Source organism: Micromonospora sp. NPDC053740, from assembly GCF_040677775.1.
GTDB lineage: Bacteria > Actinomycetota > Actinomycetes > Mycobacteriales > Micromonosporaceae > Micromonospora > Micromonospora alfalfae.
This window is the reverse complement of sequence record NZ_JBFASO010000014.1, coordinates 95,617-107,950: the sequence shown is the minus strand read 5'-3', so window position 1 is coordinate 107,950 and position 12,334 is coordinate 95,617. Positions and strand designations below refer to the sequence as shown.

The window sequence follows — 12,334 nt, the reverse complement described above, 5'->3', positions numbered from 1 at the left end:
GCGGGGCCTCAGCGGGCGCCGAGCAGGTGCTCGACGGCGAGCTGGTTGAGCCGGACGAAGGCGAAGCCTCGGGCGGCCACCGCGTCGACGTCGACATCCTCGAACGCGGAACGGTCGGCCAGGAACTCCTCGTAGCCCTCGCCGTCGCCGAGCGTCGGCGTGCTGAGCTCGCCGACCTTGCTGGCGGCGAGCGCCTCGATCACCTCGGGGTCGGCGCGGAACGCGGCCGCACGCTCCTTGAGCAGCAGGTAGGTGCTCATGTTGGCCGCCGCGGAGGCCCACACCCCTTCCATGTCCTCGGTGCGGGAGGGCTTGTAGTCGAAGTGCCGCGGCCCGTCGTAGGCCGGGCCGCCGTTGGGGCCGCCGTTCTCCAGGAGGTCCACCAGGGCGAAAGCGTTCATCAGGTCACCGTGGCCGAAGACCAGGTCCTGGTCGTACTTGATGCCGCGCTGGCCGTTGAGGTCCAGGTGGAACAGCTTGCCCTGCCAGAGCGCCTGGGCGATGCCGTGGGCGTAGTTGAGCCCGGCCATCTGCTCGTGGCCGACCTCCGGGTTGAGGCCGACCAGCTCGGGGTGGGCCAGCTGGGAGATGAAGCCGAGCGCGTGCCCGATGGTGGGCAGCAGGATGTCGCCGCGCGGCTCGTTCGGCTTGGGCTCCAGGGCGAACCGCAGGTTGTAGCCCTTGTCGATGGAGTACTGGGTGAGCAGGTCCACCGCCTCGCGGTAGCGGTCCAGGGCGGCGCGGACGTCCTTGGCGAGGTCGTACTCGGAGCCCTCGCGGCCACCCCACATGACGAACGTGCTGGCACCCAGCTCGGCGGCCAGGTCGACCTGGCGCAGCACCTTGCGCAGCGCGTACCGGCGGACGTCGCGGTCGTTGCTGGTGAAGCCGCCGTCCTTGAAGATCGGGTGGGTGAAGAGGTTGGTGGTGACCATGGGCACCACCAGGCCGGTCTCGTCGAGGGCCTTGCGGAACCGGGCGATGTGCTGGTCACGGGTGGCCGCGTCGACGCCGAACGGGATCAGGTCGTCGTCGTGGAAGGTGATGCCGTACGCGCCCAGCTCGGCGAGCCGGTGCACTGCCTCGACCGCGTCGAGCTCGGGACGGGTGGCGTCACCGAACGGGTCGCGGGCCTGCCAGCCCACGGTCCAGAGCCCGAAGGAGAACTTGTCGGCGGGGGTGGGACGGGGTGCCATGAGCGACCTCCGGGGTGGTGTTGTCCGCTATTTGTTCAGCGATTGAATTATTTGCCCACCCTATGGCACTGTCAAGGGGTGAGCCTCACCCCCGCCCCGGCCGGCGCAGTCCGTCAGGGCAGCCTGCGCGAGCTCAACCTCGCCCTGGTCCTCGGCCGGATCGCCACGGCCGACCGACCGCCCTCCCGGGCCGACCTGGCGACCGCGACCGGCCTGACCAGAGCCACGGTGTCCGCTGTCGTCGAGGACCTGCTCGCCGGCCGACTCGTCAGTGAGTCCGACCCCGCACCCCGCTCGGGTGCCGGCCGCCCTGCGCGCGGGCTGGTCCTGGCCGATCAGGGGCCGGCCGGGCTCGGCCTGGAGGTCAACGTGGACTACCTGGCAGTCTGCGTGGTGGACCTCGTCGGCCAGGTCCGGCACCGCACCGTGCACCGGGCCGATCTGCGCCCGGTGGCTCCCGCCGACGCCCTGGCCCGCCTGGTCGAGATGGCCGGGGCAGCCCGCGAGGACGCTGCCCGGCATGGCCTCACCCTGGTCGGGGCCGCGCTCGCGGTGCCCGGCCTGGTGGACGACGCCGGGCTGGTCCGGCTCGCGCCGAACCTCGGCTGGCGTGACGTGCCGGTGCCCGCGCTGCTCGCCGAGCACCCCCCGCTGATCGAGCAGGTGCCCGGCGTCCCCGCACTGGTGGTGGACAACGAGGCCAACCTCGCCGCGCTCGGCGAGCTGCACTCTCAACCACCCGGCCCGTCCAGCTTCCTGCACATCTCCGGAGAGGTGGGCATCGGCGCCGGCATCGTGCTGGACGGCGCGCTGTTTCGTGGCGTACGCGGGTGGAGCGGCGAGATCGGGCACCTTCCGGTGCGCCCCGACGGCCGTCCGTGCCGCTGCGGCGGGCAGGGCTGCCTGGAGCAGTACGCCGGCCAGGAGGCGATCGTGGCCGCCGCCGGGCTGGTCCGGGCGGAGCTTCCCGCAGACACCGCCACGGCCCGGTTAGCCGAGTTGGCCGAGGCCGGCGACGCTGACGCGCTACGGGCGCTGCACGACGCCGGAACGGCGCTCGGCGTCGCGGTGGCCAGCGTCGTCAACCTGCTCGACCTGGACACCGTCGTGCTCGGTGGCGGTTACGCGGCGCTCGCGCCCTGGCTGTGCCCTCCGGTCCTCGCCGAGATCGGTGCCCGGGTGCTCACCGCGGCCTGGTCGCCGGTCACGGTCCGCCCGTCGACGCTCGGCGCCGAGGCCGCCGCGGTAGGCGCGGCCGGCTCGGTGGCCCGTCGGATCGTCGCCCAGCCTGCCGGCTGGCTGGCCCGCTCCGGCTGATCGCCACTCCACGCCGTGCGGCGCTGTCGGGGGGAGTCGGTATCCTTGCCCTCAGGCAACGATCCCCGGTGAGGAGTCGAGAAGCAGCATGCGCACACGTCGTCAGACGCGAGCCGGCGTCCGGCGGTGACCACGACCCAGCAACCCGGCGGCGCGTCGTTGCCGGCCGACGAACTGCTGGCCCGGGAGCTGCTCGACGGGCTCGCTGAGGCCGTGCTGACAACGGACGGCACCGGTCGGGTCACACTGGTCAACGCCATGGCGGCCGAGCTGATCCCGGAGATCGACGCCGGCACCGAGCTGGCCGGTTGCTCGGTGACAGCCCTGGCCCGGGCGGTCGCCAGCGGCGCTGACCGCTTCGAGGCCGACCATCACGGCCGGCGACTGCGCGGCGTCCGACGGCAACTCGCCGGCTCCCGGTGGGCCTGGTATGTCCGCGACGTCACCGAGGAGCACGCCCGCGCCGCCGCCCTGCTCGCCGAACGCTCCCGCACCGCGTTCCTCGCCCAGGCCGGCAGTCGGCTGGCGCTGGCCCTGCACCGGGACCAGGTCCTCCTGGCCACCACCACGCTCGCCGTTCCCTACCTGGCCGACGTCGCCGTGGCACTGCCCCGGCCGACAGCGCCGACCGAACCGCACCCCCGATGGATCCGGTACGCCGACGGCGAACCCGCCCCGGTCACCGGGCTGGCCAGCCCCGCGCCCGTACTGGTTGAAGCGCTGGCCGGCGACCGGGCCGAGCCGGGCCCCTGGGCGGAGGCAGCGCTCACCGACCTGGCCGACCTGCTGCCGCCCGAGTTCGGCCCCCCGGGCACGGTGCTGGCCAGCCCGCTGCTCAGCGCCAGCGGGTCGGCCGGTGCGCTGCTGCTCATCCGTCGGCCCGGGCGGCCCGGCTTCGACCCACGCGACGTGGAGCTGGCCCGGGAGTTCGCCGCCCGCGCGGGTGCCGCACTGGCCACCGCCGACCTGCACGGTGAGCAGGCACACCTGGCCCGGGTGCTGCAATCCAGTCTGCTCCCGCCCGAGCTGCCCGTCGTGCCAGGAGTGAGCATGGCCGGCGGCTACCGGGCAGCGGGCGACACCCTACGCATCGGCGGCGACTTCTACGAGGTGTTCCCGCACCCGCGCGGCGCCCTGTTCGCGCTCGGTGACGTCTGTGGCAAGGGCGTGGGCGCGGCGGTGCTGACCGGCCGGGTCCGCCAGTCGTTGCAGACGCTGCGGTTCGTCGAGCAACGCCCGCTGGAGCTGATCCACCTGCTCAACCAGGCGCTGTTCGACGCGCCGGACGCGGCACGGCGCAACCAGTTCACAACGGTGCTGCTCGGTTCGGTGGACCGAGGGCCGGCCGGGCTGGACGTTCGGATCGCCGGCGGGGGGCACCCGGCACCACTGCTGGTCACCGCCGACGGCACTGTCACCCCGGTCCCGGTCGGTGGCATGCCGGTGGGGGCGCTGACAGCCGCACGGTTCGCCGAGACCCGGGTGCACCTCGACCCGGGCGATCTGCTGCTCGCGTACACCGACGGGGTGATCGAAGCGCGCGGCTCGCGCGACGCGGCGATGTTCGGCGAGGCCCGGCTGCGGGCCGCGCTCGCGTCGGCGGCCGGGCGACCACCGGCGGCGCTGATCGACCGGGTGCTCCGCGCTGTCGACGACTGGCTGGGCGGGCAGGCCCACGACGACGTCGCCGTGCTGGCCCTGGGCGCGTCCGCGCCGGCATGACCGACGGGCGGCGGCTCGGCCGACTTGATCAGGCGGTACGCGCCACCGGCGGCTCGCCGGCCGGCCATTCCCGGGCGGCGCCTACCGATTGTTCCGGACCGCCCGACGAACCCGTCCACCCCGCTCGGGTCTGCCGGTCCGATTCGACAGACCAGTCTCCCGACCGCCCACCGGGCCGGTCGTCCGGCCAGTCCCCCTGGCCCGTCGGCTCACCCGGCGTCGGCGCGTTCTGCGCCTGCTGGCGACGGGCGGCTTCGTCGAATTCCCGCATCCCGGTCAGCAGCGCGTCGCGGCCCTCCCTGCTCATCCCGGCCAACACGGCGGCGAGTTGCGCCTGGCGGTCGGCCCGCAGCTCGGCGATGAGCCGGCGGGCCTCCGGGGTGAGATGGAGCGAGATCTCCCGCCGGTCGAAGCGGCCCGGCTCACGCTCCAGCATGCCGGCGGCGACAAGCCGGTCGCAGAGACGGCTGGCGGAGCTGAGCAGCATGTCGAGTCGGCTGGCGAGCCGACGCAGGTTGATCCCGTCGAACTGCTCCACCACCATCACCGCCCGTAACTGGGCACCGGACACTCGGCTGGCGGTCCCCTCCCGGGCGGATTCCCAGATGCCCAGCAGGGCAGCAGCCGCCACGTCCAGCGCGGCAGCCATACTCGTCTCAGGGTCCGTCGGACGGTTCAGTTCGGCCATGGTGGCCCGAGAGTACTCCGAACCCACTGGTAGTCGAGCTTTCAGCGAGGGAGTGACGATGAGCGAACCGGTCAATCGGGCACGACGTGCCCTGAACGAGACACCAGCGGACCGGCTCGTCGGTGGCATCGGGGACGTGCTCGCCCAGTCGTACGGGATCACCGACGTCGAGCTCTATCAGGTCGACTACCGACTCGCGGAGCTCCTGCCACTCACCGACGGTGACTCGATCACGAGCCCCGGGCACCCGGCCTGGCGTGCCTTCGACCACCAGTCGCCGATACTGATCGACGGCACCGCCTGGTTCCCGGTCACCATGCGTGGCGAGCGTCGAGGTGTGCTGTGCCTCTCGCCCGTTCCGGACGACCGGGAGGTCGTCGCCGACCTGGCCGACATCGCCACCGCGCTCGCCCACGAGGTGGCGGCGGTCTCCGCCGGCACCGACGTCTATCGGGCGGCCCGACGCACCCAACGCCTCACCCTGGCCGCCGAGATGCAGTGGGACCTGCTCCCCGGCCGCAGCCGGATCCGCCCCTCGTTCAGCCTGGCCGGGCAGTTGGAGCCGGCATACGCGGTGCGCGGCGACAGCTTCGACTGGTCCGACGACGGGGAACGGCTCTGGCTGTCCACCATCAACGGCACCGGTGAGGGCGTGGCCGCCTCCCTGCTCACCTCGCTGGCCACCCACGCGCTGCGCAACGCGCGTCGGGCCGGGCTGAGCCTGGCCGACCAGGCCGCCCTCGCCGATCAGGCCATCTACGACCTGTACCGGGGCGAACAGCACCTCTCCGCGTTGCTGATGGAGCTGGACCTGCGCTCCGGGATGATGACAGTGGTGGACGCCGGTTCGCCCCGGCTGGTCCTGCTCCGCGACGGCGACGTCGCCGAGCAACCGCTGGAGGCGCAGTTCCCGCTGGGCATGTTCGAGGCGACCGACTACCACGAGCAGAAGTTCCCGCTGGAGCACGGCGACCGGGTCTTCGTGGTCAGCGACGGGGTGGTGGAGGCCACCGGTCAGCACGTGCGCTACGGCGAGACGGCACTGGACCGGTTCCTGCGGCGGACCGGGCCGATGGCACCCCTGGACGCCGTCCGGTCGCTGATCGGTGATCTGCGCGCGTTCGTGGCCGGTGACCTGGTCGACGACGCGGTGGTCGTCTGCCTGGACTGGACCGGCCCGCAGGCGTGAGCGGTGGTCAGTAGGCGCCGCGGCCGTTGAGCACCGCGCCGAAGGTCTTCCAGAGGATGGTGAGGTCGGCGGCGAGGGACCAGTTCTCCACGTAGTAGAGGTCGAGCCGGATGCCGTCCTCCCAGCTCAGGTCGGAGCGGCCACTGACCTGCCACAGGCCGGTCATGCCGGGCTTGACCAGCAGCCGCCGGGCCACGTCGCCGTCGTAGCGGGCCACCTCCGAGGGCAGCGGCGGGCGGGGCCCGACCAGGCTCATCTGCCCCAGCAGCACGTTGACCAGCTGCGGCAGCTCGTCCAGTGACCATTTGCGCAGCAGCCGGCCGACGCGGGTGACCCGGGGGTCGTGGCGCATCTTGAACATCAGGCCGTCGGTCTCGTTGCGCGCTGTCAGCTCGGCCAACAGCGCGTCCGCGTTCACCACCATGGTGCGGAACTTGAACACGCCGAACTCCTGCCCGCCCCGGCCGACCCGGACCTGTCGGAACAGCACCGGGCCCCGGCTGTCCAGTTTGATGGCCAGCGCGATGAACGCGATCAGCGGCAACAGCACCGCCAGCGCCAGCGACGAGACGGACCGGTCGACGAGACCCTTCACCAGCTTGCGGACGCCGCGGAACTCGGGCGCTTCGACGTGGATCAGCGGCAGGCCGGCGACCGGGCGGGTGTGGATGCGCGGGCCGGCGACGTCGGTCAGCGCGGGTGCCACCACCAGATCGATGCCGGTCCCCTCCAACTGCCAGCCGAGGCGGCGCAGGCGGGTCGCGGTCAGCTCACCGGAGGCGGTCACCGCGACAGTGTCCGCGCCGATCGCTGTGGCAGCCTCCGGGATGCCCCGGAACGACCCCACCACCGGCACGTCACCCAGCCGCTGCGCCACCGGCGCGAGCAGCGCGTCCGGGATGCAGGCGCCCACCACCTGGTAGCCGGCGTACGGCTCACGGCGCAGCGTGTGGACCAACTCCAACACGTGGGCGGTGTCACCGACCACCAGCACCTTGCGCGACCAGCCGGTGCCCAGCGAGCGGGCCCGGTGCAGCCGCTTGCGGGCGGCGAACCGCGCCACCTCCAGCCCGACGGTGCCCACCGCGAAGGAGATGCCCAGGAAGCCCCGGGAGACGCCGACGTCGGCGATGTAGCCGATGATGGCGATCGCCCCGGCCAGCCGCAGGCTGGCGGAGCTGACCCGCCGGTACTCGTCCGCCCCGTAGCCGATCACCCGGTCGTCGTAGCAACCGAGCGCCTTGAGCGAGATCAGCCAGGCCAGCACCAACCCGGGGGCGACCAGCACGTACGGGATCTCCGAGCCGGTCGGCTCGTCGTCACCGAATCGGGCGACGTACCCGATCAGCAGCGCGATGATGAGGATGGTGGTGTCCAGCACCACCAGAACGCGGACGTAGGACCGTTCGTCGGCGCGCGCCACAAACCCGGCGCGTCGACCGTCCGGCTCCGCCGACGTGGCGGGGGTCAACAGTGTCGCCACGCTCACCGGCCCTCCCACTCTGTACAGGATGGCCCCGGCCGACGGCTCGGACCGGAGGCGGACCGACAATGCCGGAACAGTCGACATCCTGCCTTGACAACTATGACTGCCGATTGCTTCCGACGTATTGCCGTCACTTTTCTTCAACAACCTCGTGACCGAAAAGGGGCCTGCCACACCGAATCGACGGTACGGCAGGCCCCTTGACGTCTGAGCGTCGGATCAGCGCGGCGCTGGCGGACGCCGTGCGATGGCGCTGAGGAAGATGCTGCCGATCTCGCTCGGGTCCTTCGTGACGAAGACGTCGCCACCGGTCACCTTGGTGATCGACTCCAGCTCCGCCTTGCTGACGCCCTCGCCGATACCGATCATGATGACCTGGACCGGCCGCTCCGGGTCGGCGATCTGCTTGAGCTTGCCGAGCAGTTGCTGCTGGTTGAGGCCGTTGTCGTCCTCGTTCTTGCCGTCGGTGAACAGCACTATCGAGTTGACCCGGCCGGGCTGCCAGTTCTCCTGCACCGCCTGGTACGCCGCCAGCATGGTGTCGTAGAGGCCGGTGTCGCCGCTGGACGGCTTCACTGTGGCGAGCGCGCCCTCCAACTGGGCCCGCTGGCCGGAGAGCGGCCCGATCGGGACCAGCTCCCGGTAGTCCCGGTTGCCGACGAGCTTGGTGGAGAAGGTCCACAGGCCGATCGACCAGGAGTCGTCGAAGAGGCCGAGGCCGCGACGAGCCGCGTCGACGGTGACCTCCTCGCGGCTGCGGTTGTTGGCGCTGGGCACCGGGTCCTTCATCGAGCCGGAGACATCGATGACGGCGAGCATCCGACCGGACTGCGTGGCGATCGACCAACTGGAGACGACCCGCTGGATGGCGGCCGGGTCGAGGCCACCCGCCGCGGTGCCGCCGTTCGCCGGTGCGGTCGGCGCGCCGCCGGACGGGCTCGGAGCACCCTGCGGCGCCTTGAAACCCTCACCCCAGTTGCCGTCCGGCGCGCGCAGCGACTGCGCGGCGAGCCGGTTACGGAAGGTCGGGCTGGTGAGCAGCTCGAACAGCACCTTGGCCGCCGACGCCTTGCTCGGCTCGATGCCGGGCAGCACCGCGTACGGGTAGTCCAGCGGCATCGGCGCCGGCTCCATGTAGAGCGCGGCGAGCGGCACCGGCGGCTTCTTGCTGTTGTACGCGATCACGTCCTCTTCGGACAGGGCCGCCGCGCCGAGACCGCTGGCGATGGACGTCGAGTCGTTGGCGGTGGGGAAGCGGGCCAGCAGGTCGTTGCGGAGCGAGGACCGCCCGGTGGCCAGTGCGCGGAGCGCGCCGACCGTGTTGCGCTGGGCGTCGCCGCCGGCGCCGTTCGCGGCGGCGGTCAGCGAGAGCAGACCGGACAGACCCGCCGCGTCGCGGGTCGGCTCGACGATCCCGGTCCGCAGCGGCGCGCTGGTGTTGTTTACCTGCTTGAGCAGGTCGGTCCAGTTGAACTTCTTGTCCGGCCAGCCCAGCCGGGTGGCGATCGGCTCGGGCATCGCGACGACGATCGGGCTGCGCGCGATGGACTGACCGTTGGTCGGAGCGAACGCCGTCGCGTCCTTCTTCAACCGCAGCAGCCAGGTCGAGGAGTCGGGCACCCAGACGTCCGGGCTGACGGCGGTGCCACTGGCCTGCCCCACACCGGCCAGCACAGCACCGTGCTTGGCCGCCACCACGGCCGCCACGTCGACCGGGTCGGACGCGGACACGTCGACGCGGATGCAGGTCGGGCCCACCGCCGCGCCATCCTTGACCCACTGGGACGCGGCGGCGTCCACCGCTGGCGCGAGTTCGGAGGCGACCGCCACGGCGAGTCGGATCTCGCCCGAGCAGCTGGGCTGAATCAACTCCTGGTAGCCGAACCACGCGCCCGTCGTCACGACGAGCACCCCCGCCGTTGCGGCGGCGGCGGCTAGGTGGAGTTTCGAACGCATGCGATGGCGGCCTGCTGACACGGTGACCATCTTGCGTACTAGGTGCCGTCTCTGCCACATCCGTTCGGACTAAAGTTACGGAGGAGAAACAGTTGACCACTTTTTTGCAACACAGAGTGACGGGGCAGCCTCGCGGCGTTGCCAAATAAGTATCGCCCTCACGTCTCTAAGTCATCGTTCAGGGCAGTACGCACGTCGGGCTCGGCACCGGCACCGGCTCGCCGACCGCCTCCAGGACACCGGTGTCGACGTCGCGACGGAACACCCGCACCATGTCCGCCCGCTCGTCGGCGACGTAGAGGTGCTCCCCGATGAGGGCGAAGTGCCGGGGCCACTCCCCGCCGGTGTCCACTTCGGCCACCAGCTCGGGCAGCTCTCCGGCCAGGGTGAAGACCGCCACGGTTCCCACCCCACGGTTGGCGACGTAGAGGAACCGGCCGTCCGGGGCGACAGTGACCTCCGACGGCTGGACGTGACCGGCGCGCTCGCTCGCCTCGACCCGCCCACGCTGGTGCAACGCGCCGTCGTCGGTCAGCTCGTAGGCGGTGACCGAGGCGTCCAGCTCACCGACGAGGTAGCAGCGCCGTCCGTCGGGGTGCCGGGCCAGGTGCCGGGGGCCGGTGCCGGGCTTCGTACGCATCCGGGGCGCACGCGGCACCAGTCGTCCGGTCGCCTCGTCCAGGTCGTACCGGTAGACCGAGTCGGTGCCGAGATCCACACCGAAGATCGGCCCGTGGCCCGCCCCGGGCGAGACCATGTGGGCGTGGGCGTGGTCCTGGCGCTCCGGGTCGGGGCCGTGCCCCTCGTGCACCACCAGGTCGGTGCGCTCGCCCGGCACGCCCTGCCTGTCGAGCGGGAAGACCGCGATGCTGCCGCTGCCGTAGTTGGCCGCCAGCAGGTGACTCCCGCCGGGCAGCACCGCCAGGTGGCAGGGCTCGGCCCCGCCGGTCGACCGACTGCCGAGTGGGTCCAGCGCGCCGTCCGCCCCGACCTGCCAGGCGCTGATCTCGCCGTCTGTCAGCTCGTTGACCGCGTAGAGCACCGGCTGGGTGGGGTGCCGCGCCAGGAAGGAGGGGGACGGGGTGACCGCCACAGTGCCGAGCGGGGTCAGCGCCCCGGTCCTCGGGTCGCGACGAGCGGCGACGATGCCGCTGCCCCGCCCGCCGCTCTGCGCTGTGTAACCCCCGATGTGGACGACCTCACCATTACCACTCACGCCCAACTCCTCCGCCGGCATCCTTCGTCGATCCAACCAGAGGCTGCCCGCGTTGCCCGTCCGTTAACCGGCTTTCCGGCCCGGATCTCAGGCCGCCGGCACCGGCTCACCCCGCTGTCGGGCGACGTGCTCCACCAGAGAGATCAACACCATCTTTCCGGACTGCCGGTCCCGGGCGTCGCAGAGCACCATCGGCACGTCCGGGTCCAGGTCGAGCGCTCGGCGTACGGTCTCCAGGTTGAACCGGCGGGAGTCGTCGAAACAGTTCACGCCCACCACGAACGGGATTCCCCGCTGCTCGAAGTAGTCGATGGAGGGGAAGCAGTCGGCCAACCGCCGGGTGTCGGCGAGCACCACCGCGCCGAGCGCGCCGAAGGCCAGCTCGTCCCAGAGGAACCAGAACCGGTCCTGGCCCGGCGTGCCGAACAGGTAGACCTGAAGGTCGTCGTTGATGGTGATCCGGCCGAAGTCCATCGCCACGGTGGTGGTGGACTTGCCCTCCACGCCGGAGATGTCGTCGGTGCCGATCCCGGCACCGGTGAGCACCTCCTCGGTCTGCAACGGACGTACCTCGCTCAGGGCGCTCACCAATGTCGTCTTGCCAGCCCCGAAGCCTCCCGCGATGAGGATCTTCAGGGCCAGCGGGATGGTGGTGCTGGTGCCCACCTGGTCATAGCGCACGGAGTCCACTGACCACCGCCTTGAGGATGTCGTCGTCGGGAAGGATGCCGGCGGGCGGCGGCTCGTGCACAGCGACCAGGCCCTCGGCGAGGAGATCACCGAGCAGTACCCGGACCACGCCGACCGCGAGGTCCAGCTCGGCTGCGAGTTCGGCCACTGACACCGGCCGGTGGGCCAACGTGACCAGCCGTCGATGCTCCGGCGGCAGATGCGACTGGCTCGTCGCGTCGACGTCCGAACCAGCCAGCACGAACGCGACAAGGTTGAAATCGTCGACGGCGGCGCGTACCCGGCCTCCGGTGAGCGTGTACGGGCGCATCACCGGGCCGGCTTCACCGTCCAGCCACTCGTGCTGCGGCCCGGGCGGCTCAGTTCGCATCTCCGGCACCCGCTGCCGATCGGGCCGGCGCGGCAAGGCTCTCCCCCACCCGAATCACCAGCATCGCCATCTCGTACGCGACCAGTCCGATGTCCGCGTCGGCGTCGCTCACCACGGCCAGGCAGGCACCCTGCCCGGCTGCGGTGACGAAGAGGTACGCCGCCTCCATCTCCACCACTGTCTGCCGGACCGGGCCGCCGTCCACGTGCCGGCTGGCGCCTCGGGCGAGGCTGGAGAAGCCGGCGGCGAGCGCACAGAGGTGCTCGGCGTCGGAGCGCTCCAGCTCGGCCGAGCAGCCGAGCAGCAGGCCGTCGGCGGAGAGCACCACCGCCTCGCGGGCGGCCGGTACCCGTTGCACCAGTTCGTCGAGCAACCAGTCCAGGCCGGCGCTCTGCTTCGTCGAATGCCGCACTAGGCGTCCCTCTCAGTCACGGTCGGGGGTTCGGGGGTCGTCGGCGGGTCGGTGGGGGCAGCCGGGCCGGTTGGCGCGGCCGGGCCGGTTGG

The 12,334-nt window shown here is 71.8% G+C and carries 11 protein-coding genes; 3 read left to right on the top strand and 8 right to left on the bottom strand.

The window, feature by feature from the left end:
- Window positions 1-8: 8 nt before the first annotated feature.
- The gene (xylA, locus tag AB0K35_RS30620; RefSeq protein WP_238670476.1) at window positions 9-1,196 is read right to left on the bottom strand and encodes a xylose isomerase; all 1,188 of its coding nucleotides are present in this window, start codon (window positions 1,194-1,196) and stop codon (window positions 9-11) included.
- A gap of 78 nt (window positions 1,197-1,274) precedes the next feature.
- Here xylA and AB0K35_RS30615 point away from each other — a divergent pair, with 78 nt between their 5' ends.
- Together AB0K35_RS30615 and AB0K35_RS30610 are read left to right on the top strand one after the other, a co-directional pair.
- Window positions 1,275-2,513, top strand: coding sequence for an ROK family transcriptional regulator (locus tag AB0K35_RS30615; protein ID WP_363889817.1), 1,239 nt, complete (start codon window positions 1,275-1,277; stop codon window positions 2,511-2,513).
- 126 nt (window positions 2,514-2,639) lie between these two features.
- Window positions 2,640-4,235 carry a PP2C family protein-serine/threonine phosphatase gene (locus AB0K35_RS30610; protein ID WP_363889814.1) on the top strand — a complete coding sequence of 532 codons (1,596 nt, stop codon included), beginning with the start codon at window positions 2,640-2,642 and terminating at the stop codon, window positions 4,233-4,235.
- Window positions 4,236-4,263: 28 nt separating this feature from the next.
- Here the strand turns inward: AB0K35_RS30610 and AB0K35_RS30605 are convergent, their stop codons facing one another.
- The gene (locus tag AB0K35_RS30605) at window positions 4,264-4,884 is read right to left on the bottom strand and encodes a MarR family transcriptional regulator (protein WP_363889811.1); all 621 of its coding nucleotides are present in this window, start codon (window positions 4,882-4,884) and stop codon (window positions 4,264-4,266) included.
- Window positions 4,885-4,981: 97 nt separating this feature from the next.
- Between AB0K35_RS30605 and AB0K35_RS30600 the strand changes: the two genes are divergently transcribed.
- Complete coding sequence (locus AB0K35_RS30600) at window positions 4,982-6,112, top strand: PP2C family protein-serine/threonine phosphatase (protein WP_238670481.1); 1,131 nt, start codon at window positions 4,982-4,984, stop codon at window positions 6,110-6,112.
- Window positions 6,113-6,119: 7 nt separating this feature from the next.
- Here the strand turns inward: AB0K35_RS30600 and AB0K35_RS30595 are convergent, their stop codons facing one another.
- The 6 genes from AB0K35_RS30595 to AB0K35_RS30570 form a co-directional block, all read right to left on the bottom strand.
- The gene (locus AB0K35_RS30595; RefSeq protein ID WP_363889958.1) at window positions 6,120-7,535 is read right to left on the bottom strand and encodes a sugar transferase; all 1,416 of its coding nucleotides are present in this window, start codon (window positions 7,533-7,535) and stop codon (window positions 6,120-6,122) included.
- A 282-nt stretch (window positions 7,536-7,817) separates the two neighbouring features.
- A complete protein-coding gene (locus AB0K35_RS30590; RefSeq protein WP_238670482.1) occupies window positions 7,818-9,575 on the bottom strand; it encodes a substrate-binding domain-containing protein in 1,758 nt (585 codons plus the stop codon).
- A gap of 157 nt (window positions 9,576-9,732) precedes the next feature.
- A complete protein-coding gene (locus AB0K35_RS30585) occupies window positions 9,733-10,770 on the bottom strand; it encodes a lactonase family protein (protein WP_363889808.1) in 1,038 nt (345 codons plus the stop codon).
- 87 nt (window positions 10,771-10,857) lie between these two features.
- Window positions 10,858-11,460: an ATP/GTP-binding protein gene (locus AB0K35_RS30580; RefSeq protein WP_091405745.1), complete on the bottom strand. Its 603-nt coding sequence runs from the start codon at window positions 11,458-11,460 to the stop codon at window positions 10,858-10,860.
- A complete protein-coding gene (locus AB0K35_RS30575) occupies window positions 11,441-11,830 on the bottom strand; it encodes a DUF742 domain-containing protein (protein WP_238670485.1) in 390 nt (129 codons plus the stop codon). The genes AB0K35_RS30580 and AB0K35_RS30575 overlap by 20 nt, the downstream gene beginning before the upstream one ends.
- Complete coding sequence (locus tag AB0K35_RS30570) at window positions 11,820-12,242, bottom strand: roadblock/LC7 domain-containing protein (protein ID WP_363889805.1); 423 nt, start codon at window positions 12,240-12,242, stop codon at window positions 11,820-11,822. Before AB0K35_RS30570 ends, AB0K35_RS30575 begins: the two co-directional genes overlap by 11 nt.
- Window positions 12,243-12,334: the final 92 nt, after the last annotated feature.

Bases quoted from the DNA above. Each gene is read 5' to 3' on its own strand.
- xylA (WP_238670476.1), bottom strand. From the start codon at position 1,196: ATGGCACCCCGTCCCACCCCCGCCGACAAGTTCTCCTTCGGGCTCTGG.
- AB0K35_RS30605 (WP_363889811.1), bottom strand. From the start codon at position 4,884: ATGGCTGCCGCGCTGGACGTGGCGGCTGCTGCCCTGCTGGGCATCTGG.
- AB0K35_RS30600 (WP_238670481.1), top strand. From the start codon at position 4,982: ATGAGCGAACCGGTCAATCGGGCACGACGTGCCCTGAACGAGACACCA.
- AB0K35_RS30575 (WP_238670485.1), bottom strand. From the start codon at position 11,830: ATGCGAACTGAGCCGCCCGGGCCGCAGCACGAGTGGCTGGACGGTGAA.